We start from the raw sequence: 25,150 nt of genomic DNA on the forward strand, positions 1-25,150 counted from the left end.
GATCAATCGAAAATCTCAAGACCGTTCTTTTGCACGAGCTGGAGCATACGCGCAGCGATTCCGCTCGGCTTCTTGTCGCCCTGCTCCCATTGCCGCACCGTGGACACGGTCGTGTTGAGATACATCGCGAACACGCTCTGACTGACAATCACCCCCTTGCGGATATGCACAATATCCTTCGGATTGAACGCGGGTGCTTCCTCGATGCACAGGTCGTCATACTCACGCATCGTTTTTCTTATCGATGACTTCCGCTCGATACAGACCGGAAGCCGCGCTGTGAATCGCCTCCGAAGCATCACTTCTGAATCGGGTCTTAGCCATTGCAGATCTCCACTAATTCCTTCGATCTCAACATTTCATCAACATCGGCACCATTCGCATTGCCGTAGTCCCGAGCAAGCCTCTTGAAGTCGCGCAATTCCCGGTCGTCAATGTTTTCCCGATCGCTCTTCGCGAACAGATAGACGAAAACCCAGAAATCGCCCAGTTTATTGACAACAACGCCACGCCTCGTGTTTTTATCGAGACGCTTCTTCCAGACATGCCCACCGAGGTCGTCGCCCCGACCGGCGTCACGAGAATTGAGCTGAAAGGAGGGCTGAAATTTCCGCTACATCCAGGCAAAAAAAATGGCGCTCTTTTCAACCAGAGCGCCACTTTGTTTAGCCCCCTCCGCTCCTTTTCCGTATCCCCGGCCCAAACGCAAACCCAAACGCCAGCAAAAAGAGCGAAACCGCCAGCACGGTATTATTCCCACTCGTCACATACGGCGTATTCCCCGACGTCCCTTGCACGGTCACATCAATCGACCCAACTGTAAAAGGTGTCAGCCGCGCGACCACGTTCCCGTGCGCATCGATCGCAGCGGTCATTCCAGTGTTAGTAGCCCGCAACATCGGCCGCCCCGTCTCCAGCGAGCGCATCCGTGCAATCTGCAGATGCTGATCCAGCGCGATCGTGTCACCAAACCAGGCAAGGTTAGTAGAGTTAACCAACACTCCAGCCGGCGTATCGCTCTCCCGAATCGACCTCGCGATCTCCTCGCCAAAAATATCCTCGTAACAGATATCAACCGAAACCGGCTGGTTATGCACCATGAACGGCTTCTGCACCGGCGCCCCGCGCGAGAAATCGCCAAGCGGAATATTCATCAGGTTCACAAACCAGCGGAAACCCCACGGCACGAATTCGCCGAACGGCACGAGATGATGTTTATCGTAGCGGTACAACTCGCGCGAGCCCGGCGTGATGCCGAACGTACTGTTCGTGTAGTCGACAAGTCGTCCTTCCGGCGTGATGGTGCCGCCAATCGCCCCGAACAGGATCGACGTGCCGGTCGAATCGACGAAGTTGCGAACCGCGGTAGCAAACGGCACCGGCAATTCCTGGATCAGCACCGGAATCGCCGTTTCCGGCGTCACGACCAGGTCCGCCGGCTTTGCGGTAATCATCTGCTGATATTCGTTGATGGCGGCAACCATGCCGGCCTGCTCGAATTTCATCTCCTGCTTCACGTTGCCTTGCAGCAGCCTCACTTTAAGCGGTGCGTTAGCCGGCACCGTCCACGTGGCCAACGGCAGCAGCATGCCCGCCGCGAGCAATGCCACTGCGACAACAGCGGCAGGCGCAACCCGGGCCACGCGCGTCGCGCCCTTACGCAGCTCTGCAGGCTCACGCACCCGCACCACCGCCTGCACGATCAGCGCAGCAACCAGCGCCAACATCCAGCCCACGCCGTACACACCCGCCACTGGTGCAAATCCTGCAAGCGGCCCGTCGACCTGCGGATAGCCGCTCGCAAGCCAAGGAAACCCCGTGAACACATAGCCGCGCAACCACTCGCTGACCGCCCACGCACTGGCGAATGCAAACGCGCCATGCCAAGTAGGAGAAAACGGTTTGTCGTCGAGCGCGCCGTTTTGCGCATGCCCAGCGCAAAACGACCACACCCCCGCAGCCAGAGCCGGATACACCGCGAGATACAGCGAAAACAGCACCAGCGCCGCTGCGGCCAGCGGCGGCGACATCCCGCCGTAGTCATGCATGCTGACGTACAGCCACCACACGCCCGTGACGAAGTTGCCGAAGCCAAACGCTCCGCCTGTCAACGCGGCGCTTTTCCATCCCGTGGTCCGCGTGAGCCACGCGAAGAAAAACGCGAAGATCGCCACTTCGAGCCAGCCGCCGTGCGGCGTCGGCGCGAACGAGAGCGTGTTCGCGGCACCGGCGACCAGTGCGACGAGGTAGTGCCACCGCGGCAACGTCCGGCCCGGCGCTTGCGCCGCTGTGGACGTCACGCCACGGCGCAGACGGGAAGTAATCGGGTCGGCCATTATTGCGCGGTCGTTTTGAGGAAGAAAGAGATCAGGTCTGCACGTGCTGCGCGTCGCGCTCGCGCTGGCCGGCGAGCGGATCGCGGCGTACCAGCAGCATGTGAATCTGCCGCGCGTCGCCGCGCAGGATCTCGAAGATCAGGTCGTCGATGCGCACCTTCTCGCCGCGATGCGGCACGCGCCCGAAGTGATGCGTGACGAGCCCGCCGATCGTGTCGACTTCGTCGTCGGAGTAGTGCGTGTTGAACGCTTCGTTGAACTGCTCGATTTCTGTCAGCGCACGCACGCGGTAGCGGCCATCCGGTGAGGCGATGATGTTGCCGCTTTCCTCGTCGAAATCGTATTCGTCCTCGATGTCGCCGACGATCTGCTCCAGCACGTCTTCAATCGTGATGAGGCCCGCGACGCCGCCGTATTCATCCACGACGATCGCAATGTGATTATGGTTCACGCGGAAGTCATGCAGCAGCACGTTCAGGCGCTTGGACTCCGGAATGAACACGGCGGGGCGCAGCATGCCGCGCACGTCGAACTCTTCTTCTGCGTAGTAGCGCAGCAGGTCTTTGGCGAGCAGCACGCCGATGATGTTGTCGCGGTTGCCTTCGAAGACCGGATAGCGCGAGTGCGCTTTTTCCAGCAGGAAAGGGATGAATTCCGCCGGTGTTTCCGCAATGTTGATCGCGTCCATCTGGGCGCGAGGAATCATGATGTCGCGTGCGCAGAGTTCGGAGACCTGGAAAACGCCCTCGATCATCGACAGCGAATCTGCGTCGATCAGGTTGCGCTCGTGCGCGTCCTGCAGGATTTCCAGAAGTTCGCCGCGGGATTCGGGCTCGGGCGAGATGAAGTCGGTCAGACGCTCAAGCAGGGAGCGTTTTTCCTGTGGTTTGTCGCTAGTTCGGTGTCGACTGGGATACGTGTCGTTCATGGTGGTGCGCCCGGCAAGACTGGGCGCGCTGTTGCAGAGCGTTAAGGATACACCACGCACATGGCAGGACCGTGTCCCGGCGGCCTCGCCAGGGGACAACGGGGCGCACCGCATGCGCAGGGCCTGGTTCAATGCTAACGGATAACGCTGGCCAAAGGGCAATGGAGCAAAAATCCGTGACGCAAGCTCAGTGTAAGGCCAATTGGAGGTTCAGACGTTCCGGGCCACGAACCCAGGGCTCGCGGTGAGGTGCACGCGTCCCGGGCGAACGGCCGTTCGCGGCCGTTCGGCCATTCAGCCGCCGTCGCTCTGCGCTTCGCGGCAACGGGCCAGCAGCGCTTCCAGTGCGCGGTCCGGCATGCCGCTCTCGCGCAGCGCGGTGACCGTGCGGCTGACGTAGTCGAGCGTTGTGCCGTAGCGCCCGCAGGCGCAGCCGAACACGGTCTGCACGATCTCGTCGGCCAGTTTGCCGGTGTAGGACGGCACGTCGCGGCGCATCACGAAGGCGAGCGCCTCGACGCGCCGGCCGTTGGCGAGATTGCACGGCAACCAGGCGGGCCGGTACGAACCCATCGCCATTTCCCGCCGCCAGAGCGCTTCCAGATGCGGCATCGCGCCCTCGGCGGCCAGCCGGAAGGCAATGCCGGTGCACGAGCCGCCACGGTCGAGTGCCAGCACGAGGCCCGGTTGTTCCGGCGTACCGCGGTTCACCCGTGACCACAGATACAGGCCGCGGTGATAGCCGTGCACCTTGGAGCGCGTCGCTTCGACCGTCGGCATGCCCGGATTCCAGATCAGCGAGCCATAGCCGAACAGCCACAGATCGCTTTTCCGGTCCCAGTCGCGCAGCGTGCAGTCGAGTGAGGCGCGCAACTCCTCGTCCGTCAGCAGACGCGATTCGCCCAGCTCGGGCGGATAGCCGGGGCAGGGCGGTCGGTCGTCGGGTACGGGGTAGGGGGCGCTCACGGGAATGGCCTACGGGCCTGGTGCGGTTACGGGTCTATTGATAGGGATCGCGGAAGCCGAGCGCGGCGAGGATCTCGGTCTCGATCGCCTCCATTTCCTGCGCTTCTTCCTCGACCTCGTGATCGTAGCCCTGCGCGTGCAGTGTGCCGTGCACCAAAAGGTGCGCATAGTGCTCGGTCAGCGTCTTGCCCTGTTCGGCGGCTTCCTTCTCGACCACCGGACAGCACAGGATCAGATCGCCTGTCACCGGATCGTCTTCCGATTCGGCGTAAGCGAAGGTAAGCACATTGGTCGAGTAGTCCTTGCCGCGATAGGTGCGGTTCAGCGTGCGGCCCTCTTCGGCATCGACGAAGCGCACGGTCAGTTCCGCGTCGGCGAAGAGAGCTGCCTTCACCCAGCCGGCGACCGTCGCACGCGGCAGAATCGCCTTGTGCTCCGGCCAGGCCTTGGCGGCGGGGAATTGCACGTTCAACGTCAGTTTCGGGGTGCGGCTCATGCGTCTGGGCTTTATTGCGTGCTTAACGGGTGAAGGCGGCGTTCAATACGTGACGGCATGGCCGGTTCAACGTGCGTCGGCGGGATTGGCGTTTTTCTGCGAGTGCGCGTCGTAAGCCTCCACGATGCGCGCCACCAGCGGATGCCGCACCACGTCGGCACTGGTAAACCGCGTCATGGCAATTCCGCGCACGTCCGACAACACCTGCTGTGCCTCGATCAAACCGCTCTTGTGGCCGCGCGGCAAGTCGACCTGGGTCGTGTCGCCCGTGACCACAGCCTTCGAGCCGAAGCCGATCCGCGTCAGGAACATTTTCATCTGTTCGGGCGTGGTGTTCTGCGCCTCGTCGAGGATGATAAATGCGTGATTCAGCGTGCGGCCGCGCATGTAGGCGAGCGGCGCGATTTCGATCATCTGCCGCTCGAACATCTTGGCGGTTTTGTCGAAGCCGAGCAGATCGTACAGCGCGTCGTAAAGCGGACGCAGATACGGGTCGACCTTCTGCGCCAGATCGCCCGGCAGGAAGCCCAGGCGCTCGCCCGCTTCCACTGCCGGACGCGTCAGCACAATGCGTTTGACCTGGTCACGTTCCAGCGCATCCACCGCGCAGGCCACCGCCAGATACGTCTTGCCCGTGCCGGCCGGCCCGATGCCGAAGGTCACGTCGTGCGCGATGATCTGCTTCAGATATTCACGTTGCGCCGGGGTACGGCCGCGCAGATCGGCACGCCGCGTGTACAGCTTCGGGCCGAGCGCTTCGAGGTCTTCTTCGCCGGTATCGGCCGGTTCGTCGAACGGATGATCCGGGTCGTGGCGAAAGCGCGCGTCCGGACCTTCGCCGCCGTTGGCGCCGTTGCTGCTTTTGCGCGGCGGATGACGTGCTTCGACCAGCGCAAGCTGGATATCGTCCACGGACAGCGGATCGCGCGCGTTGTTGTAGAAATTTTCGAGGGCGGTGAGCGCGAGCTTCGCGCCCCGGCCGCGGATCGAGATACGGTGACCGCGGCGTTGCAGCGTGACGTCGAGCGCCTGCTCGATCTGCCGCAGATTTTCGTCGAGCGGTCCGCAGAGGTTGGCGAGCCGCGCGTTGTCTTCGCGCGGTGCGGTGAATTCCAGATGCTGCTGAGAGGTCTTCAAGGCGTTGGATCGATCCTGTCGGTAGTCAGTACGCTTAATGGGTGGTTGCGGGCGCGTCGTCGTGAACCAATACGAGCTCGCCACGTAGCGAATGTGGGTACGCTTGTACGATTTTCACGTCCACCATCTGGCCAGTCAGCCGCGCGTGCGATGCCAACGGCGCCGGGAAATTCACCACGCGGTTGTTTTCGGTGCGGCCGGCGAGTTCGTTCGGGTCTTTGCGCGCCGGGCGTTCGACCAGAATACGCTCGACCTTGCCCACCATCGACTCGCTGATGCGCGCGACGTTTTCCTCGATCGTGGCCTGCAAATGTTGCAGCCGTTTGAGCTTCACTTCGCGCGGCGTCTCGTCGTGCAGGTTCGCCGCCGGCGTGCCGGGGCGCGGGCTGTAGATAAACGAGAAGCTGGTGTCGTACTTCATCTCGTGAATCAGTGTCATCATCTTGTCGAAATCTTCCTCGGTCTCGCCGGGGAAGCCGACGATCATATCCGTGGAGAGCGACAGGTCCGGGCGGATCGCACGCAGCTTGCGGATCACCGATTTGTATTCGAGCACGGTGTAGCCGCGCTTCATGGCCATCAGGATGCGGTCCGAGCCGTGCTGCACCGGCAGATGCAGATGGCTCACCAGCTTCGGCACCTTGGCGTACGTATCGATCAGGCGCTGCGTGAATTCCTTCGGATGCGACGTGGTGTAACGGATGCGCTCGATGCCGGGGATATCCGCGACGTATTCGATCAGCGTCGCGAAGTCTGCAATCTCCGATGAGCCGATGGTCAGTGCGCCTCGATAGGCGTTCACGTTCTGGCCGAGCAGCGTCACCTCGCGCACCCCCTGATCGGCGAGACCGGCGATTTCGGTGAGCACGTCGTCGAGCGGACGCGACACTTCTTCACCGCGCGTGTACGGCACGACGCAGTAGCTGCAGTACTTGCTGCAGCCTTCCATGATCGAGACGAAGGCGCTCGGGCCGTCGACACGGGCCGGCGGCAGATGGTCGAACTTTTCGATTTCCGGGAACGAGATATCAACCTGGGCACGGCCGCTTTCGCGGCGCTTGTCGATCATCTGCGGCAGGCGGTGCAGGGTCTGCGGACCGAACACCAGATCCACATATGGAGCGCGGGTAATGATCGACGCGCCTTCCTGACTCGCCACGCAGCCGCCCACGCCGATGATCAGGTTCGGATTCGCTTCCTTCAGTTCGCGCGCGCGGCCGAGCTCGGAGAAGACCTTTTCCTGCGCTTTTTCGCGCACCGAGCAGGTGTTGAAGAGAATGATGTCCGCGTCTTCCGGGGTGTCGGTCTTGACGAGGCCTTCAGCCGCACCGAGTACGTCGACCATTTTGTCGGAGTCGTACTCGTTCATCTGGCAGCCGTGGGTCTTTACATAAACTTTCTTGGTCATCGAATTTCGCCGGTCGCAGTGGTTTATCTGGGGGCGTCGTTAAAAAGTGAAGAGAGGCGAAAACGTGCGCGGCTCGGGGCGTGGCGCGAGGCCGGACGCAGTCTTAGGGAGACCTGGCAGCACGTCGACAGCGTAATCCAGCATTATAGCCCGTCACTGCGGGCGGGTTTCCGGCGGTGACGGCTGAACAACAGGTACCTGGACGGGCCGAGGCGTAGCGTGATTTTCAACATTAATTTGAGAATTATTCAAAGGCTAGACCAATTATCAAAGCGGTGCTGGCCAGAGAGAATGCGTCTGTCGAAATCCCTTATCCGGCTCGAAACCGACCCTGGTCATGCATCTCGGTGACGCCACGATTGTCACCGCCGAGTGACAGGTGCTGCTCGGCCGGTTGCTCACGGCCGAAGCGCGCTACTAGCTCGCCGAAGTACCGCTCGCCGGCGAATGCCGGCTGTATGTCGCGCTCGCGCCGGGCGTCGTCGTCGAATGTGTGACGGCCTTGCTTCATGTTCGTCACGCTCATTACTGAAATCTGGAGTCTTGCGATGCCCATCCCCCTTCTCGCGCTAGCGATTAGCGCCTTTGCCATCGGCACGACCGAGTTCGTGATCATGGGATTGCTGCCCGAGGTGGCGCGCGATCTGTCCGTTTCGATCCCGTCGGCCGGTCTGCTGGTGAGCGGTTATGCGCTTGGCGTCGCAGTCGGCGCGCCGCTGCTCGCGGTGGTCACCAGCAAAATGCCGCGCAAGCTCGCGCTGCAACTGCTGATGGGCGTGTTTATCGTCGGCAACGTGCTGTGCGCGGTGGCGTCGGGCTATTCGGTGCTGATGATTGCGCGCGTCGTGACGTCGTTTGCGCACGGCTCATTCTTCGGCATTGGCGCGGTGGTCGCCGCGTCGCTCGTGCCGCAGGAAAAGCGCGCCAGTGCGATTGCGCTGATGTTCACCGGCCTCACGCTGGCCAATGTGCTCGGCGTGCCGCTCGGCACCTTCATCGGCCAGGAGTTTGGCTGGCGCATGGCCTTCTGGGTCGTCGCCGCACTCGGCGTAGCCTCGCTGGCAGGCATCGCGGCGCTGGTGCCGAATAAGCACGACACCGGGCCCGTAGGCCTCATGCACGAAGTGCGCGTCCTGAAGGACCCCCAAGTGTGGATGGCGCTGGCGATGACGGTTGTCGGGTTCGGAGGCGTGTTCGTCGTGTTCACCTACATCGCGCCGATTCTCGAACAGGTAAGTGGTTTCTCGCCTCGTGGCGTGACGCTGATTCTGGTCCTGTTCGGCGCCGGCTTGACGCTCGGCAACACGATGGGCGGCAAGCTCGCGGACCGCGCGCTGATGCCTTCACTGATGGGGATTCTGCTGGCGCTCGCCGTGGTCATGGCCGTCTTCACGCGCACCAGTCACTCACAAGTGGCCGCCGCGGTGACGATATTCGTCTGGGGGATCGCTGCCTTCGCGACGGTGCCGCCACTGCAGATGCGGGTGGTCGAAAAGGCGAGCGCCGCGCCGAATCTGGCCTCGACGCTGAACATCGGCGCGTTCAACGTGGGAAACGCCGGCGGCGCGTGGCTTGGCGGGCTGGCCATCGGCCATGGCCTCGGCCTGGATGCGCTGCCCTGGGTGGCCGCGACGGTGTCGATCGCGGCGCTGCTGTTGACATGGATCGCGGCTCGCATGGATGTCCCGGCGGCCCGGCGCGTCGCCTGTGGCGAAGCCATATGACAATTTCGCACAAGCTTTGCGGGAACCGTCCTCCGCAATACTGATAACAGTGTGAAGATAACTTCGTTGGGCGTAGCGAATCGCAATGCTATCTTGCCTCCACTAACCCTTTGCTCCGCCATCTGGCGGCGCTACTGGAGGCACTCATGAATTCACCGCTTGCGCTGGTTCGCGATGACGCGCTGGATGCACACGATGGGCCGCGCGCCGCGGAGCCGTTGGATGCGCTGGAACATCTGGTCGGTGTCAATCTGGCCCGTTTGCGGGCCGAGCGGCAACTGTCGCTTGACGCGCTGGCCCGTGCTTCGGGGGTATCGCGCGCCATGCTGGCGCAGATCGAGTCGGCCCGCAGCGTGCCGTCGATTAAAGTGCTGTGCAAGGTCGCGGCAGCATTGAAAGTCTCGGTCGCCGCGTTCTTGCGGCGCCATGCGACCAACGGCTTCGAGCATCTGCCGGCTGACAAGGCGACCCGCCTCGTCAGCTCGAACGGGCGCTATTCCGCGCGGCCGCTGTATCCCGATGCGGAACCGGCCACCGCCGAATTCCACGAATTGCGTATCGCGCCGCTGCATACCGAACCGGGTGTGCGTCGCGCGCCCGGGACGACGGTCAATCTGGTAGTGAGCGAGGGCACGCTGGAGGTGAGCGTTCACGATCAGCGGCAGTTGCTCGCTACCGGCGACGCGATCGTCTTCGACGCCGATCAGCCGCACACGCTGCGCAACCCCGGCGACACCGAGGCGCGCGCATTTCGCGTCACGCTGAATGCGGAAACGCCGCCGCGCTGGGACGTGCCGCACGATGCGGCGCGGCATGCGGCACCGGTTTGATGCAGTGACGCCTCCGCGGCGTCGTTCTGGCTCATAGCCGCTGCGCTGCAGATCGCGTGCGGCTGTTGTATGCTTCACCTGCCGGATTTTCCGGCAATCAGTGCGTCTTCAGGGCGGGGTGAAATTCCCCACCGGCGGTATGCAGGCAGCGCAATCGCGCTTCCAGCGAGCCCGCGAGCGCCCGCTAGTGACCTTTCGGGAGAATCGACAGGTACAGCGGGGTCAGCAGATCTGGTGCGATGCCAGAGCCGACGGTCACAGTCCGGATGGAAGAAGATGTGCAGATAGTCATGTCAGTTCCCGTTGCGCTGCCCGATGGTCTGGGCAGGGTGTGGGCGTTCTGTGCGAACGTCCGGCGGGGCGAGTGCTGCCTGTTTGCAATGCCCTGAAACGTTTTTCGCCCAACTTTTGCGAGAGCGTTTCAAATGTCCTTGACTACTTTTCCTGCCCCTTCGACGTTCGCGGAAGATGCGTTCGCCGATCTCCCCCTGCTTGCCGCCGAACCGGTTCCGCCGCGCATCGCCGCTGCGTTGCAAGCCATGCGCGATGGCCGCGCCGTTGTCCTGCAGGATGACCACGACCGCGAGAACGAAGCCGACCTGATCGTCTCTGCCGAGCGTCTTACCAACGAAACGATGGCGCTGCTGATCCGCGAGTGCAGCGGGATCGTGTGCCTGTGCCTGCCCGATGACAAGATCCGTGCACTTGAGCTGCCGCCCATGGCTGTGAACAACGAGAGCCGTCACGGCACTGCGTTTACGGTCTCGATCGAAGCGCGTGAAGGCGTGACGACGGGCGTCTCCGCCGCCGATCGCGTCACGACGATTCGTGCGGCGATTGCCGATACGGCGAAGCCGGCCGACATTGTCCGCCCCGGCCATGTGTTTCCGCTGCGCGCGACGCCCGGCGGCGTGCTCGCGCGGCGCGGTCATACGGAAGGCACGGTGGATCTGGCGATTCTCGCCGGCCTCAAGCCCGCCGGCGTGCTATGCGAATTGATGAACGCCGACGGCACGATGACGCGCGGCGCGGAGGTGGAGCGCTTCGCGGCGCAACACAATCTGCCGTTGCTGACGATTGCCGAACTGGTGGAATTCCGTGAAGCGCTGGCTGCGGCGCGTGAGTGCTGCGCGGACGAGGTGTGAGTTCGGCGTAATTGAAGGATGAGCGGGACGTGCCGGGCGTGCGTGTGTTGAGCGCGGGTCCGGCACAGATAGTTGATCAGCCGTCCGCTTCACTACCCGCATTGCTCTTACGACTGCACGTCCCCAAACTCGCCGCGCACGCCTGCTTCAACGAGCGCTGGCAGTTCATCCATATGCTCCATGATGCGCGTGATGCCCATCTTGCGTAGCGCATCGGCATAGCCATCGGGAATATGACTCGCGCCGACGAAGGCGATCGTTTTCATGCCCGCTGCGCGCGCCGCATTCAACCCGGCGACGCTGTCTTCGACCACCAGGCACCTCGCCGGCTCCACGCCCAACTGCTGCGCCGCGAACAGATACACATCGGGGTAGGGCTTGGGTCTCGCCACCTGTTCGGCGCTGAAAACACGCTCGCCGAACACCTGCTGCAACCCGGCGCGCTTCACCGAAGCCTGCACCCGCTTCATGCGGCTATTCGATACGACCGCCGCCGGCAGCGTCACGCGTTGTAGCGCATCGCGCACGCCGCCCACGGCAGTGAGCTTTGAACTCAACGCCAGCTCGACGTTATGGTCGATCGTCTCGAGAAAATCGTTCGGCATGGTGATGCCGAACGACGCCTCGATGCCTTGGAGAAAGCGCGAGGTCTGCTGGCCGAACGCCGTTTGCATGACGCTGGCGAAGTCGAGGCCGGGGAAAGTGGCGGACAGCGTTTCGAGGATGACGTGGTCAGCGATAACTTCGCTGTCGACGAGAACGCCGTCGCAATCGCAAATAAGATGATCGAGCATGCCGGAACAGGGAGCGAGGGGCGCGTGGACGTTTCGGGCCGTGCGCAAACCGAAAGCATCATGATACGTGCTTTGGCGCCGTCTGCGCGCCCCGGCCGCTTCTGTCCGGTACGGAGATCAATGCACGTGCAGGTAGATCCAGGCGGCAGCCGCACCGCCCGCGAGCGGGCCTAGCACTGGCACCCATGCATAGCGCCAGTCGCTATCGCGCTTGTTAGGGATCGGCAGCAATGCGTGCATCAGACGCGGCGACAGATCGCGCGCCGGGCTCATCGCATACCCTGTCGGGCCGCCGAGCGAAATGCCGATACCGAGAACCAGCAGGCCGACCGGCAACGCATCCAGCGCACCGAGGCCCACTTGCGGCGACGCCAGGTACAGCACGCCAAGAATCAGCACAAACGTGCAGATCATTTCGGTCAGGAAGTTATGCGGGGCGCTGCGGATAGCCGGCGCCGTGCAGAACACACCCAGCTTGATGTCGGCATCCTCTTCCTTTTCGAAGTGCTGCCGGTAGGCCATCCACACGAGTCCCGCACCTGCCATCCCGCCCAGCATCTGTGCGGCGATATAACCGGCTACCTTGCTCCAGGCGAACTTGCCGGCCAGCGCGAGGCTGATCGTCACGACCGGATTCAGGTGGGCGCCGCTGAACGATGCTGTCATGAAGACGGCGATGAAGACCGCCATCGCCCAGCCCATAACGATGACGATCAGGTCCGCGCCCTTGCCCTTGGTGCGTGCCAGCAACACGTTCGCGACCGCCCCGTTGCCAAGCAGGACGAGCATCGCTGTGCCGATAAATTCGGCAATGTAAGGTGACATGATATGTTCTCCATAATATATTTGTTAGTTGCCGAGGCCGCCTCGGATACGGCCTCGTAGCGCTAGTGAATCAAGGCGTATCGGCCCAGGCTTTGGCGGCGCGGACCGCGCGTTGCCAGCCGGCCAGATTGTCCGTGACCTCGCGCGGCTCCATATCCGGCGTGAAGCGGCGATCCAGTGCCCACTGGCTTTGCAGCTCGTTCACGTCCTTCCAGTAGCCAACCGCGAGACCCGCCAGATACGCCGCACCCAGCGCCGTGGTCTCGCTGACCTTCGGGCGTACGGTGTCGACGCCGAGAATGTCTGCCTGGAACTGCATCAGCAGATTGTTCGCGCAGGCGCCGCCGTCGACGCGCAGTTCGTCGATGCGGATGCCCGAATCGGCTTCCATCGCCTTCAGCACGTCGAGCGATTGATAGGCGATCGAATCGAGCGCAGCGCGCGCGATATGCGCCGAGGTCGTGCCGCGCGTCACGCCGAACAGCGTGCCGCGTGCGCGTGCGTTCCAGTGCGGAGCGCCGAGGCCCGCGAAGGCCGGTACGAGATACACACCGTCGCCATGCGGCACCGTGCGGGCGAGCGTTTCGATGTCTGCGGCACTCCTGATGATGCCGAGCCCGTCACGCAGCCACTGCACCACCGCGCCCGCAATAAAGATGCTGCCTTCGAGCGCGTAGTTGACCTGATCGCCGATCTGCCAGGCAATCGTCGTGACCAGGTTGTTCTTCGATTCGATCGGCTTGTCGCCGGTGTTCATCACGAGGAAGCAGCCTGTGCCGTAGGTGTTTTTCACCATGCCCGAGCGCGTGCACATCTGGCCGAACAGCGCGGCGTGCTGGTCGCCCGCAATGCCGGCGAGCGGGATCTTCGAGGCGAACACCGTGGTCTTGGTCGGACCGTACACTTCCGATGACGCACGCACTTCCGGCAGCATGCTGCGCGGAATATCGAGCGCCTGAAGCAGCTCGTCGTCCCATTGCAGCGTGTGGATGTTGAAGAGCATCGTGCGCGATGCGTTAGTGACGTCGGTGACGTGCAGGCCGTGCTTGGTGAAATTCCACACCAGCCAACTGTCGACGGTGCCGAATGCGAGACGCCCTTGCTTGGCTTTTTCGCGAGCACCTTCGACGTTGTCGAGAATCCAGCGGATTTTCGTCGCCGAGAAATACGAGTCGATCGGCAGACCAGTCTTCGCACGGACTTTCTCTTCGAGCCCCTGCGCTTTCAGTTCGTCGCAGAAGTCGGCGGTGCGGCGGTCTTGCCAGACGATCGCGTTGTAGATCGGATGGCCGGTTTCGCGGTCCCAGACAATCGTCGTCTCGCGCTGGTTGGTGATGCCGATAGCGGCGATCGACGTGCCATTCATCCCCGCACGCGTGACAGCCTCGGCCGCAACGCCTGCCTGGGTCGACCAGATTTCCTGCGGGTCATGTTCGACCCAGCCCGGACGCGGATAGATCTGCTGGAATTCCTTCTGAGCCGTCGAGACGACGTTGCCCTGATGGTCGAAAAGCATCGCGCGCGAGCTGGTTGTGCCCTGGTCGAGCGCAAGTATGTACTGATCCTGCATTGTCTCTTCTCCATGTTATGAGTCGCCGGAACGGTGATCCGGCGATGGGAACGGCTTGTTGTTCTGGGCTGCTGCAACTGCCGTGGCTTCGTGCACTCCGGTGTGCCGATCTCGATCCGCATGCCGGAATACGGTGTTATGGGTGGCTTGTACTGATCACGCCTGCGTTGGGCGTGATGGGCTTGTCGGTGCCTGGTTGTGCTTACTGGTTCTGGTGCGTGCTGACGCGCTTGACCATGCCTGTCCGTGTCTATGCGTGCTGACTCGCCGGAGCTTGCCCGAGTGCCGCGCGCTCGAGCGGCGCGGGAGCGCTGGCAAACCAGCCGTCGATGTCCTTTGTGACGCTTTCCAGTGTGCCCGGCTCGACATGCAGGCCGAGCTTCGAGCGGCGCCACAACACGTCTTGCGCGCTGCGAGCCCATTCGACGTCGCGCAGATAGCGCAGCTCGGCTTCGAACAGACCTGGAGCGAAGGCGCGGCCGAGGTCTTCAAGCGAGCGTGCCTGACCGATCACGTGCCTCGCGCGCGTGCCGTATGCGCGGCCGTAGCGGTACGCGAGGTCGGCGGGCAGCCAGGCGTTCTGCTGCTTGAACTGCGTGACGAAGCGCTCGAAATTCGCTTGCGGGATATCGCCGCCCGGCAGCGCTGCGCCGGCCGTCCAGGCCGGAGCCGGATTCCGCAGCGCGCGACCGAGTTCGTCGACGGCTTCTTCCGCGAGCTTGCGGAACGTCGTGATCTTTCCGCCGAACACCGACAGCAACGGCGCTTCACCTGCGGGTGCATCGAGTTCGAGCCGGTAGTCGCGCGTGACGGCGGACGGATTGTCCGCACCTTCTTCCTCGAGCAGCGGACGCACGCCCGAGTAGGTCCAGCGCACGTCCTTCGGCGAAATCTGCTGTTTGAAATAGCGGTTGATCGAATCGCAAAGGTACTGCGTCTCGTCGGCGTTGATCGCTACCTTCGCCGGGTCGTCGTGGTATTCGATGTCCGTGGTGCCGATCAGCGTGTAGTCGTGCTCGTACGGAATCGCGAAGATGATCCGCTTGTCCGGGTTCTGGAAGATGTACGCGTGATCGTGTTCGAACAGGCGCGGCGTGACGATGTGGCTGCCCTTGACGAGGCGCACGCTATGGTTCGCTTCGCGGCCGAGCGCGCCGTGCAGCAGTTCGCCTACCCACGGGCCGGCGGCATTTGCAATTGCACAGGCGCGCACGTCCAGTTGCGTGCCGTCGTCGCGACGCAGTTGCGCGTGCCATTCGCCGCCCGCGCGCACGGCACTGATCAGCTTGGTGCGCGTGAGGATGGCGGCGCCATGTTCCTGCGCGTCGAGCGCATTCAGCACGACGAGGCGCGCGTCGTTGACCCAGCCGTCCGAGTACACGAAACCGCGCTTGATCGATTCGATCAGAGGTGCGCCGGCCGGATGGCGGCGCATGTCGATGCCGCGCGAGGGCGGCAGCAGTTCGCGCCGGGCGAGATGATCGTAAAGGAACAGGCCCGCGCGGATCATCCATGCAGGCCGCAGGTTCGGCATGTGCGGCATCACGAAGCGCAGCGGCCACATGATGTGCGGGGCGGCGCGCAGCAGGGTCTCGCGTTCCTGCAGCGCCTTGCGCACGAGGCCGAATTCGCGGTACTCGAGATAGCGCAGACCGCCATGGATCAGTTTGGTACTCGCCGACGACGTATGCGCCGCCAGGTCGTCCTGTTCGCAGAGCAAGACAGACAGGCCGCGCCCCGCGGCGTCGCGTGCGATGCCGGCGCCGTTGATCCCGCCGCCCACCACGAGCAAATCGTATCTAGAGCCTTGCGTCACCTGCTGTGTCCCCTGCGTCATGGATGAAATGCTATCGAACCGATAGTGTTCGTTTTCGAACTTTAATGAACAAAATCGAAAAAGTAAAGTTCGAGTTTCGTGATCCGGTTTCCTGGGTAGTAGCGTAACGCGGCGGCACCGACGATACTCATAGCCATAGCAATAGCCATATCGAGGTGAGACATGCGGAGACTTTGGGTAGCGGGAGCGGCGGCGTTGCTGGCCGGATGTGTGGGTACGCCGAGCCTGAGTGGCAGCATGGGCGCGCCGTCGTTCGCGGCGCTGCAGCAGATGTGCAGTGCGGCGCCGGTCAACTACGGCAACGACGCGCAGTCGGTTTATACGACTTTCTATGATGCGTATGTTGCTAATCGGCGCGGCAAAGTGTCGACGGCGGATTACTGCTCGTTCCAGACCGCGATCGCGCAGAACTACACGACGCTCGGCTCGAGCAGCGACCCGCAAGCGCGCAATCAGTGGGTGGCATTCTTTCTGGACCAGCGCGCAAAGGCGGTTAGCTGGCGTGCAGCGGTCGACCCGACGCTGCGCAGCGGTTGAAAGGAGTTTGTGCGGCTAAGCTTGGAGGCACTCAATCAGACGCGCCTCAGCCTCTATCTCCAAGGTGGGACACGCACTGTGAGTGGTCACTTCGCAGCCGTATGAGGCGAGGTGGTGAGACGCGCATGATGATTCGAATGCTCGAATTCGAACATCAGACGATATCCGTCGGATTCACCTTGCTGGGAGATCACGCGCCGGGGCAACTCGGCGCATGGCCATGGTGGGGCATTAGGACAGACGCTTGATGACCCGGATTGCCGTGTCGCCGATGTCGGTGACGCGCCATTGCTTGAGGCCGGAGGCGAGCTTCTCGAGTTGCACGAGCTGTCGTTCGAACAGCGCATCCAGCTCCTCCCGATCCATGTCAACCTGGTGGGGAGCATCCTTGACGAGCAACAACGTGGCGAATTCATGCGGACTCAGCATCGTTCTCTCCATGTCAAGCGTAATGCGGACTGCCTTTGAGGCGACTGGCTGGCCGGCCGGGGCGGCGGGGCGCAGCGCGATCCGCTACAGGATCGGGCGGGAGTAACAGCGTTTCACCGCCGACGCGGCACGAAAATAGCGTCGGGGAACTGGAGTGTAGTCAACCGCACGCTGAACGCCAAATCGTCCCCTGAAAATTTTCCATTTGACAATTCGAGACCGAAGAAGCGGTCTGGATCGGCGGGCAAATCCTTGATTTCACGCGAGGTTTTGCGTGCGCTGCAGCAAAACGCCATGGCGTCGCGCGCCTGGCGGATTCGGTCATACGGCGTTCGGAGGATTGCCGTCCTCAGCGCGTCACTCCGCGATATAGACCTGAGTGCCCGCGTTGGCCAGCGTCTCCGTCATGTCGGCCGGCGGCGCCTTGTCGGTGAAGAGCGCGTCGATCTGGTTCAGATGACCCTGGCGGACCAGCGCCGGGCGGCCGAACTTGGAGTGGTCGGAGGCGAGAAACACCGTGCGCGCGTGCTCGATGATCGCCTCGGCCACCCGCACTTCACGCGTATCGAAATCGCGCAGCGTGCCGTCGCTTTCAATGCTCGAGGTGCCGATGATCGCGAAATCTACCTTGAACTGGCGAATGAAGTCGATCGCCAGTTCGCCGACGATCCCCTTGTCCCAAGGTCGCACAATGCCGCCGGTCACCAGCACCTCGGATTCCGGATAGCCGCTCATCATGCTGGCAACGTTGAGGTTGTTGGTGATCACGCGCAGCCCGCGATGGCGGTTCAGCGCCCGCGCCACCTCTTCCGTGGTCGTGCCGAGGTTGATAAAGAGGGATGCCTGATCGGGAATATGCGTGGCGACGAGCGCTGCGATGCGCCGCTTCTCGTCGTGGAACATCCGTTGCCTCGCGGTGTACGAGACGTTTTCGGAACTGGTCGGCAGGCTCGCACCGCCGTGGTAGCGACGCAGCAGGTTCATATCGGCCAGCCAGTTCACGTCGCGCCGGATAGTTTGCGGAGTGACGTCGAAATGGGCAGCCAGGTCATCCACGGTCACGAAGCCGTCGCGTTGCACCCACTCGAGCAGTTCCTGTTGACGTGCGTTGAGGGTCAGGCGGGGGTCTCGGGTCATGTGTCTCGGGTCAAGTGTTGGCGTTGGCGCCGGGTGAGGCAGCCAGCGCCTGGAGCGAGCAATGGTGGAAACGGTGAGCTATTGTAAGACCAAGTGCCGGGTTGTCCGCCAACCTACGCAACATGCATAAGATCGCGGCCGACATATTCAGCATATTTCTGCATTTATTCATTTGATAAATGAATTTGTTTTTTCAGCCGGTTCGCGCTGCAATCGTCGATTCCTTTGTGACGCGTTTCTAGTGGTTCCGGCGGATCTTCTGCGCTGGGCCGCGCTTTCCGAGAGTCTCCTACATGACCCGCTTCAACTGGCAAAACCCCTATCCGACGCCGCGTCTGCCCGTATTCGCGCGCAACATCGTTTCGACTTCGCATCCGCTCGCAGCCCAAGCCGGACTGCGCATGTTGTGGAAGGGCGGCAATGCCGTCGACGCGGCGATCGCGGCTGCGGCGGCCATCACGGTCGTGGAGCCCGTCTCCTGCGGCCTGGGCAGCGACGCGTTCGCGCTGGTGTGGGATGGCGCGAAGCTGCACGGGCTGAACGCGTCGGGCGTGTCGCCGGCGGCGTGGAACGTGGACTACTTCAAGCGCAAGTACGGTGAAGAAAACGGTCTCGCGAAGCAACCCAAGCGCGGCTGGGATGCGGTGACGGTCCCGGGGGTGATTGCCGGCTGGGAAGCCTTGCACGAGAAATTCGGTACGCTGCCGTTCGCCGATCTGATGGAACCCGCCATCGAGATCGCCGAGCGCGGCCATGCGGTGGCGAGCATCGTGGCCTACAAGTGGGCCGCGGCTATCCCGGAGCTGAAGGATCTGCCGGGCTTTGCGCAGACCTTCATGCCGCGCGGCCGGGCGCCGGAAGTGAGCGAGCTGGTGCGCTTCCCCGGCCATGCGAAGACGTTGCGCAAGCTGGCCGAACAGGGTCCGCGCGCCTACTACGAAGGCGAAATCGCCGAGCGGATCGCCGCGTTCTCGCGCGAGTGCGGCGGCGCCATGACCGCGAACGACCTGCGCAATTACCGCGCGGATTGGGTCGAGCCGATCGGCAAGGACTATCGCGGCTACACGGTGCATGAGATTCCGCCGAACGGCCAGGGCATCGCTGCGCTGATCGCGCTCGGCATCCTCGAGAAGTTCGATGTGGCTTCGCTCGCGCTCGACAACGTCGAATCGCAGCACCTGCAGATCGAAGCAATGAAGCTGGCGTTTGCGGACGTCTACCGCTATGTTGCGGACCCGCGTTCCATGGACGTGACGCCCGAGCAGATGCTCGACGACGCGTATCTCACCGAGCGGGCCAGGCTGATCGATCCGAAGCGCGCCACGCAGTTCGACTTCGGCATGCCGAAAGCGGGCGGCACGATCTACATGTCCGCCGCTGACGAGAACGGCATGATGGTGAGCTTCATCCAGTCGAACTACATGGGCTTCGGCTCGGGCATCGTCGTGCCGGATAGCGGCATTTCGATGCAGAACCGCGGCTGCGGTTTCTCGATGGATCCGAAGTCGCCGAACGTCGTCGAAGGCGGCAAGCGGCCGTTCCATACGATCATCCCGGCCTTCCTCACGCAACAGGTCGACGGCAAGCAGGAAGCGGTGATGAGCTTCGGCGTGATGGGCGGCGATATGCAGCCGCAGGGCCATCTGCAATCCATCGTACGGATGCTCGACTACGGCCAGCAACCGCAGGCTGCTTGCGATGCGCCGCGCTGGAAGGTGAACCGCGACTTCACCATCGACATCGAAGCGACGCTCGACGCGAACACCGCGCGCGCACTCGAAAACCTCGGCCATACGATCAAGTCGGTCGATGATCCGTACATGGACTTCGGCTCCGGCCAGTACATCTGGAAACTCGATCGCAACGATCCGGACCGCGGCTATGTGGCGGCGAGCGACAGCCGTCGCGACGGCCTCGCAGCCGGCTTCTGAGCGTAGCTTCGTCAGTCTTCAAGCGTGTCGTTGCACGCGAGGTGCCTTGGGTAACGATCCAGCCTGGGCGGCCTCGCGCTTCCTGTAGAGCCGATCATGAACGATATCGCTTCGCCCGTTGCCGCCGCGGCGGTTTCCCCGGACTCCGCTGCCCCGCCGATGTCGAAAGGGATGATCAGGCGCATTATCTTTTCGTCGTCGGTCGGCAATGCGCTCGAATGGTTTGACTTTTCGGTCTATGGCTACTTCGCCGGCATCATCGCGAAGCAGTTCTTTCCAATGCACGACGAGTGGCTGTCGACGCTGCTCGCCATCGCCACGTTCGGCATCTCTTTTTTGATGCGCCCGATCGGCGCGGTGGTGCTCGGCATCTACGGGGACCGCAAAGGCCGCAAGGCGGCGCTGACGCTGGCCATTACGCTGATGATGGTCGGCACCCTGACGATGGCCGTGATGCCGCCGTACGCCATGATCGGGCTTGCGGCGCCGGTATTGATCCTGGTCGCTCGGCTCGTGCAAGGTTTTGCCGTGGGCGGCGAGTTCGGCAGCGCTACGGCCTTCATGGTTGAGCATAGCCCCACGAAGCGCGGCTACTACGCGAGCTGGCAGTTCGCGAGTCAGGGGCTTGCGGCGATTCTCGCGGCCGCGTTCGGCTCGATGCTTACCGCGTGGATGTCGCCCGAGCATCTGGGCAACTGGGGTTGGCGTATTCCGTTCCTGTTCGGTGTGCTAATTGGGCCGATTGGCTATTACATCCGCTCGCATCTGGATGAGACGCCCGAGTTTCTGGCGATGCGCCGGCAGCGCGATACGGCCGCTGCGGCAGCAGTTGACCCAACCGCGTCGTTCGGCAGCCAATGGGTGAACCTGCTTCTCGCGATCGGCATCGTCGCTCAATCGACGGTAGGCGTGTACGTGCTGCAACTCTACATGCCCATGTACGCCGTGAAACAGTTGCACATGCCGGCGGCTGTATCGTTCGGCGCTGTGGTGCTCAATGGCGGGCTGCAGCTGATCCTTTCGCCGGTGATGGGCGCGTGGTCCGATCGCATCGGCCGGATCCGCATCATGCTGGGCACATCGATCCTGATGGGCCTGCTGATCTATCCAATGTTCGCACTGCTTCAGAGCTACCCCACGGTCGGCTGGCTGTTGCTGCTGCAGGGCACATCCGGCATCCTCAAGGCGGCTTACTCCGGTCCGATGCCGGCTCTGATGTCCGAGATCTTCCCAACCCATGTGCGCTCGACCGGCCTTTCGATCGCTTACAGCATCGGCGTGACCGTCTTCGGCGGCTTCTCACCGACGATCGTCGAAACCTTCATTCATTTGACCGGCGACAAGCTCGCGCCAAGTTATTACGTGCTGATTGCGGCGCTGCTTTCCGGGTTGTCGCTGGTGATCGTCGCGTGGCGCAGGCGCCATGCCGGGCGCGACAAAGCCCTGCTGTATCCCTCCTAAGGCCTGCCGGGCGGCGCCTCCGCGTGCTCTGAGGCATTGCCACCCTCGCTTGCCGACCGTTGATTCAAGCTCAGGCAGCCCCCAGTGGGCTGCCTTTTTTGTGCGCTGCGCCCGCCTTGTTTTGCTTTGGAACAATTCGCCTATCGTGCCTCCGGAACTGCTGGACATGGGCATGGTCTGTGCTGTGTTGTCTGCAGAGTTGCGGAACACCAGCTAAGATGCAAGACATAAGGGGTTAACTCTAATTCAAGGCGCTGTATCGGAACGAGAGCGGCCTGGCAAACGCGAGTGCTTCCAGGCACGCTCCCGAAGTCGATACAGCTTTCGGAGTAAGGAACAAATGCACACCGAGCTTAACCACGTGATGCCTTGGCGGATTGAGGACATCGACCTCAGCCGGATTGACCGGCAGCGGGCCGTGGCCAACGAAGATCTGCTGCTTCTGTTGTGCGCGTCTTCGTTTATCGAAAGTGGTACAGATCTCTATACAAGTAACCTGAGTACCTTCTTCAACGGCGACCCTGAAGTGTCGGCGTGGCTCAATAACGAGTGGGAGCCGGAAGAAATGCAGCACGGCCGCGCACTGAAGACCTATATCGCATACGTGTGGCCGGAATTCGACTGGGACACGGCCTTCCGCAATTTCTTCGAGGAGTACTCGAAAACCTGTTCCGTCGAAGACTTCGAGAAGACGCGCGCGCTCGAAATGGTTGCACGCTGCGTGGTTGAAACCGGTACGGCGACGCTGTATCGCGCGATTGGCGAATGCTCGGATGAACCAGTGCTCAAGGAGATCACCGACCTTATTCGTACTGACGAAGTCCGTCACTACAAGCACTTCTTCAAGTTTTTCAAGAAGTACAACAAGATTGAAGGCAACGGTCGTCTCGCTGTGCTCGGTGCGCTGATGCGCCGTGTGCTGGAGATCAAGAACGAAGACTCGGAGATCGCGCTACGCCACGTGTTTGCGGTCCGCTATCCGGAGCGCGTGAACGATTCGGGCTATAACCGCGAACGTGCGGCACGCATCAATGCGCTGGTGCGCCGCAATCTGTCGGCCGACATGTGCGTGAAGATGCTGCTGAAGCCGCTCGATCTGCCCGCGCGGATTCAACCCGGCGTTCACTATCCGCTCGCGAAGATCACCCAGCATGTATTCTTCCGTTGAGGATCGAGGCTGGGAAGGTGGCGCGGCTCGCTCGTCGAGGCCTGCGTAACCATCTGAAGTAATAAACGAGAGTAGAACGAAATGGCCCGCCTGCGCGGGCCATTCGTCTTTGCAGGGCGGCCATTTCGATTCACGACGAATGATCAACCGGAGTCCGGCGATGACCGATTCTGTATCCAGACACCCACTCGAACAAACCGCGTTCGACGAATGGCCGGCGGCGGTGCGGGCGTTGTTCGATGGCACTTCGCTCGCGGGCAAGATTGGTTTTACAGCGTCGTTGTTGACCACCAATACGAACGGCCACGTACGGACCTCACTGCTGGGGGTGGGCGAGCTGTACGCACCCGACGCCCGTACCTTGTGCCTCGCGTTATGGCCGCAATCGCGGGCCGCGGGCGTGCTGGCGCACGGCGGCCGCGCGGCGCTGACGTTTGTCTGCGAGGCGGTGTTTTATCAGGTGCAGTTGCGGTTCGAGGCATTGCAGCCGGTGGCCGGCGATGCGAGCGGCCTCGCGTACTTCATCGGCTCGATCGATACCGGCGAAACGCAACGGGTGCCGTATGCACGCCTGACGGGCGGCATTACGTTCGAACTGGAAGAGGGGGGAGCGGCGGTGCTCGATCGCTGGGAACAGCAGATCGAGCACCTGAAGCAGGCTGCCGCGGTGCGCGGGCCTTGAACAGCGTCAGAGCGGCTTAACGCCCGCGCTGGCCGCCGTTACGCGGCGGTTGCGAGCCACTGCGCGGCGCGCTGCCGCGCGGCTTGGCGCCGCCCAGCAATGCGCCAGGATTGCCACCTTGCGGCTTGGCTTGCGCCTGCGGCTTGCTGCGCGGCGCATGTGTCGCACCGGCGCCGTCATGCGTAGCAGCTGCCGGCTTACCGTGATGACGCGTGGTTTCGTGGCGCGGGTTGTCCTTGCGCACCTGCGGTTGCGTGGGCGAGCCAGCCGGCTTGGCGGCTTGCGGTTTCGCTCCCTGCGGCTTCGCCTGTTGCTGTCCACCGGCCGCGCGCTGTCCCGAGCGTTGCGCCGCCGGCTTGGCCGCCCCGCCATCGCGCCGGGCACCGTCGCCGCGAGGCGCGCCCTGGCCCTGACGCGGTTGACGTCCACCGCCACCGCCGCCGCCCTGACCACGACGCAGGATCGGCTCCGGCTTTGCCGTCGGATCTGGCTCGAACCCGGCGATCACTTCTTGCGGCACGGCGCGCTTGATCAGCTTCTCGATGTCCTTGAGCAGTTGCAGTTCATCGACGCACACCAGCGACACCGCTTCGCCCGATGCCCCAGCCCGGCCCGTACGGCCGATGCGGTGCACATAGTCTTCCGGCACGTTCGGCAGATCGTAGTTGACCACGTGCGGCAACTGGTCGATGTCGATGCCACGTGCGGCGATATCGGTCGCCACCAGCACCTGCAGCGTGTTGGTCTTGAACTCGGCAAGCGCGCGGGTACGAGCCGACTGGCTCTTGTTGCCGTGAATCGCAAGCGCGCTGATACCGTCCTTGGTCAGCTGCTCGGCCAGGCGATTGGCACCGTGCTTGGTACGTGTGAACACCAGCACCTGAAACCAGTTGTGTTCCTTGATCAGGTGCGTGAGCAACTCGCGCTTCTTGTCGCGATCCACCGGGTGAATCTTCTGCGCCACGAGCTCAGCCGTCGTGTTGCGGCGTGCGACTTCGATCAGTGCCGGCGAATTCAGCAGGTTGTCGGCGAGCGTCTTGATCTCGTCCGAAAAGGTCGCGGAGAACAGCAGGTTCTGGCGCTTCGGCGGCAGCTTGGCGAGCACACGCTTGATGTCGTGGATGAAGCCCATGTCGAGCATGCGGTCGGCTTCGTCGAGGACGAGGATCTCGAGATGCGACAGATCGATGGTCTTCTGCTGCATATGATCGAGCAGACGTCCAGGCGTGGCCACCACGATATCGATACCGCGACGCAGCGCGTCGATCTGCGGATTGATGCCGACGCCGCCGAACATCACCGTCGACTTCAGCTTCAGGTACTTGCCATACGCACGCACGCTTTCTTCGACCTGCGCGGCGAGCTCACGCGTCGGCGTGAGGATCAGTGCACGAATCACGCGCTTGCCTGCAGCCGTGGTGACCGGCGGCATGGTGTTCAGACGTTGCAGGATCGGCAGCGTGAAGCCGGCCGTCTTGCCGGTGCCGGTCTGCGCGCCGGCAAGCAGGTCGCCGCCGTTGAGCACGGCCGGGATGGCCTGCAACTGGATCGGAGTAGGAATGGTGTAGCCGAGTTCGTGAACAGCACGGACCAGCGGTTCGGACAAGCCGAGGGAATCAAAAGACATAAAAGCTCTTTGCAATGCAGTATCGCGAACGGCGAATGCGCGGCCAAAAGGCGCGCTTCGAGGCCAAAGCCCAGATCCAGTCGCAGGGAAATCGGCGGCACACGCCAGCGTGTGCCGAATGCTTCAACGCGCTATCAAGACACGTTGACTGGCTTTAAGTTGCACTTCGCCGCCGTGGGGTG

22 protein-coding genes, 2 pseudogenes and 1 riboswitch are annotated in these 25,150 nt (G+C 62.6%); of the genes and pseudogenes, 8 read left to right on the forward strand and 16 right to left on the reverse strand.

The features are described from left to right. Positions 1 to 2: 2 nt before the first annotated feature. From BUS06_RS05740 to BUS06_RS05780, 9 genes and pseudogenes are all read right to left on the reverse strand, one after another. Positions 3 to 324: pseudogene (locus tag BUS06_RS05740) on the reverse strand (helix-turn-helix domain-containing protein). Continuing rightward, positions 317 to 562 (reverse strand): annotated as a pseudogene (locus BUS06_RS05745) (type II toxin-antitoxin system RelE/ParE family toxin); the annotation flags it as partial. The pseudogenes BUS06_RS05745 and BUS06_RS05740, both read right to left, overlap by 8 nt. Positions 563 to 665: 103 nt before the next feature. After that, the gene (lnt, locus tag BUS06_RS05750; RefSeq protein ID WP_074263398.1) at positions 666 to 2,336 is read right to left on the reverse strand and encodes an apolipoprotein N-acyltransferase; all 1,671 of its coding nucleotides are present in this window, start codon (positions 2,334 to 2,336) and stop codon (positions 666 to 668) included. Positions 2,337 to 2,367: 31 nt separating this feature from the next. Continuing rightward, positions 2,368 to 3,264, reverse strand: a complete 897-nt coding sequence (locus BUS06_RS05755) for an HlyC/CorC family transporter (RefSeq protein ID WP_074263399.1) — start codon at positions 3,262 to 3,264, stop codon at positions 2,368 to 2,370. A gap of 294 nt (positions 3,265 to 3,558) precedes the next feature. Beyond that, positions 3,559 to 4,230, reverse strand: a complete 672-nt coding sequence (locus BUS06_RS05760) for a gamma-glutamylcyclotransferase (RefSeq protein WP_074263400.1) — start codon at positions 4,228 to 4,230, stop codon at positions 3,559 to 3,561. A gap of 34 nt (positions 4,231 to 4,264) precedes the next feature. Continuing rightward, on the reverse strand, positions 4,265 to 4,726 hold the full coding sequence (gene ybeY, locus BUS06_RS05765; protein WP_074263401.1) for an rRNA maturation RNase YbeY: 462 nt from the start codon (positions 4,724 to 4,726) through the stop codon (positions 4,265 to 4,267). Positions 4,727 to 4,792: 66 nt separating this feature from the next. After that, positions 4,793 to 5,863: a PhoH family protein gene (locus BUS06_RS05770; protein ID WP_074263402.1), complete on the reverse strand. Its 1,071-nt coding sequence runs from the start codon at positions 5,861 to 5,863 to the stop codon at positions 4,793 to 4,795. 34 nt (positions 5,864 to 5,897) lie between these two features. Beyond that, the gene (gene miaB, locus BUS06_RS05775) at positions 5,898 to 7,271 is read right to left on the reverse strand and encodes a tRNA (N6-isopentenyl adenosine(37)-C2)-methylthiotransferase MiaB (protein WP_074263403.1); all 1,374 of its coding nucleotides are present in this window, start codon (positions 7,269 to 7,271) and stop codon (positions 5,898 to 5,900) included. A gap of 310 nt (positions 7,272 to 7,581) precedes the next feature. Next, positions 7,582 to 7,782 carry a hypothetical protein gene (locus BUS06_RS05780; protein ID WP_074263404.1) on the reverse strand — a complete coding sequence of 67 codons (201 nt, stop codon included), beginning with the start codon at positions 7,780 to 7,782 and terminating at the stop codon, positions 7,582 to 7,584. 37 nt (positions 7,783 to 7,819) lie between these two features. Here BUS06_RS05780 and BUS06_RS05785 point away from each other — a divergent pair, with 37 nt between their 5' ends. The 3 genes from BUS06_RS05785 (at position 7,820) to ribB (ending at position 10,970) form a co-directional block, all read left to right on the forward strand. Next, on the forward strand, positions 7,820 to 8,995 hold the full coding sequence (locus BUS06_RS05785) for an MFS transporter (RefSeq protein ID WP_074265929.1): 1,176 nt from the start codon (positions 7,820 to 7,822) through the stop codon (positions 8,993 to 8,995). Positions 8,996 to 9,141: 146 nt separating this feature from the next. Then, positions 9,142 to 9,825: a helix-turn-helix domain-containing protein gene (locus BUS06_RS05790; protein ID WP_074263405.1), complete on the forward strand. Its 684-nt coding sequence runs from the start codon at positions 9,142 to 9,144 to the stop codon at positions 9,823 to 9,825. A gap of 100 nt (positions 9,826 to 9,925) precedes the next feature. Then, a riboswitch (FMN riboswitch) is annotated at positions 9,926 to 10,107 on the forward strand. Between the two features lie 143 nt (positions 10,108 to 10,250). Next, the gene (gene ribB / locus BUS06_RS05795; protein ID WP_074263406.1) at positions 10,251 to 10,970 is read left to right on the forward strand and encodes a 3,4-dihydroxy-2-butanone-4-phosphate synthase; all 720 of its coding nucleotides are present in this window, start codon (positions 10,251 to 10,253) and stop codon (positions 10,968 to 10,970) included. Positions 10,971 to 11,077: 107 nt separating this feature from the next. On the opposite strand, the gene BUS06_RS05800 is transcribed toward ribB, so the two are convergent. The 4 genes from BUS06_RS05800 to glpD form a co-directional block, all read right to left on the reverse strand. Beyond that, positions 11,078 to 11,764 carry an HAD family hydrolase gene (locus BUS06_RS05800; RefSeq protein WP_074263407.1) on the reverse strand — a complete coding sequence of 229 codons (687 nt, stop codon included), beginning with the start codon at positions 11,762 to 11,764 and terminating at the stop codon, positions 11,078 to 11,080. A 117-nt stretch (positions 11,765 to 11,881) separates the two neighbouring features. Continuing rightward, a complete protein-coding gene (locus tag BUS06_RS05805) occupies positions 11,882 to 12,589 on the reverse strand; it encodes an MIP/aquaporin family protein (RefSeq protein ID WP_074263408.1) in 708 nt (235 codons plus the stop codon). A gap of 70 nt (positions 12,590 to 12,659) precedes the next feature. Beyond that, positions 12,660 to 14,159, reverse strand: a complete 1,500-nt coding sequence (glpK, locus tag BUS06_RS05810) for a glycerol kinase GlpK (RefSeq protein ID WP_074263409.1) — start codon at positions 14,157 to 14,159, stop codon at positions 12,660 to 12,662. A 250-nt stretch (positions 14,160 to 14,409) separates the two neighbouring features. Beyond that, positions 14,410 to 15,975, reverse strand: coding sequence for a glycerol-3-phosphate dehydrogenase (gene glpD, locus BUS06_RS05815; RefSeq protein WP_074265930.1), 1,566 nt, complete (start codon positions 15,973 to 15,975; stop codon positions 14,410 to 14,412). Positions 15,976 to 16,158: 183 nt separating this feature from the next. Here glpD and BUS06_RS05820 point away from each other — a divergent pair, with 183 nt between their 5' ends. Then, positions 16,159 to 16,533 (forward strand): hypothetical protein, encoded by a 375-nt coding sequence (locus BUS06_RS05820; protein ID WP_074263410.1) that lies wholly within the window; start codon positions 16,159 to 16,161, stop codon positions 16,531 to 16,533. Between the two features lie 231 nt (positions 16,534 to 16,764). Here the strand turns inward: BUS06_RS05820 and BUS06_RS05825 are convergent, their stop codons facing one another. Next, complete coding sequence (locus BUS06_RS05825) at positions 16,765 to 16,962, reverse strand: hypothetical protein (RefSeq protein ID WP_074263411.1); 198 nt, start codon at positions 16,960 to 16,962, stop codon at positions 16,765 to 16,767. 357 nt (positions 16,963 to 17,319) lie between these two features. After that, entirely contained in the window at positions 17,320 to 18,099 is a 780-nt protein-coding gene (locus tag BUS06_RS05835; protein ID WP_074263413.1) for a DeoR/GlpR family DNA-binding transcription regulator, read from the reverse strand. Between the two features lie 293 nt (positions 18,100 to 18,392). Here BUS06_RS05835 and BUS06_RS05840 point away from each other — a divergent pair, with 293 nt between their 5' ends. From BUS06_RS05840 to BUS06_RS05855, 4 genes are all read left to right on the forward strand, one after another. Then, on the forward strand, positions 18,393 to 20,030 hold the full coding sequence (locus BUS06_RS05840) for a gamma-glutamyltransferase family protein (RefSeq protein WP_074263414.1): 1,638 nt from the start codon (positions 18,393 to 18,395) through the stop codon (positions 20,028 to 20,030). A gap of 96 nt (positions 20,031 to 20,126) precedes the next feature. Beyond that, positions 20,127 to 21,491 (forward strand): MFS transporter, encoded by a 1,365-nt coding sequence (locus BUS06_RS05845; protein WP_074263415.1) that lies wholly within the window; start codon positions 20,127 to 20,129, stop codon positions 21,489 to 21,491. A 340-nt stretch (positions 21,492 to 21,831) separates the two neighbouring features. Beyond that, positions 21,832 to 22,659, forward strand: coding sequence for a ferritin-like domain-containing protein (locus BUS06_RS05850; RefSeq protein WP_074263416.1), 828 nt, complete (start codon positions 21,832 to 21,834; stop codon positions 22,657 to 22,659). A 160-nt stretch (positions 22,660 to 22,819) separates the two neighbouring features. Continuing rightward, positions 22,820 to 23,341 carry a hypothetical protein gene (locus tag BUS06_RS05855; protein ID WP_074263417.1) on the forward strand — a complete coding sequence of 174 codons (522 nt, stop codon included), beginning with the start codon at positions 22,820 to 22,822 and terminating at the stop codon, positions 23,339 to 23,341. Positions 23,342 to 23,357: 16 nt separating this feature from the next. On the opposite strand, the gene BUS06_RS05860 is transcribed toward BUS06_RS05855, so the two are convergent. Further along, entirely contained in the window at positions 23,358 to 24,968 is a 1,611-nt protein-coding gene (locus tag BUS06_RS05860) for a DEAD/DEAH box helicase (protein WP_074263418.1), read from the reverse strand. Between the last annotated feature and the right edge of the window lie 182 nt (positions 24,969 to 25,150).

The sequence above is a fragment of the Paraburkholderia phenazinium genome, assembly GCF_900141745.1.
Classification (GTDB): Bacteria; Pseudomonadota; Gammaproteobacteria; order Burkholderiales; family Burkholderiaceae; genus Paraburkholderia; species Paraburkholderia phenazinium_B.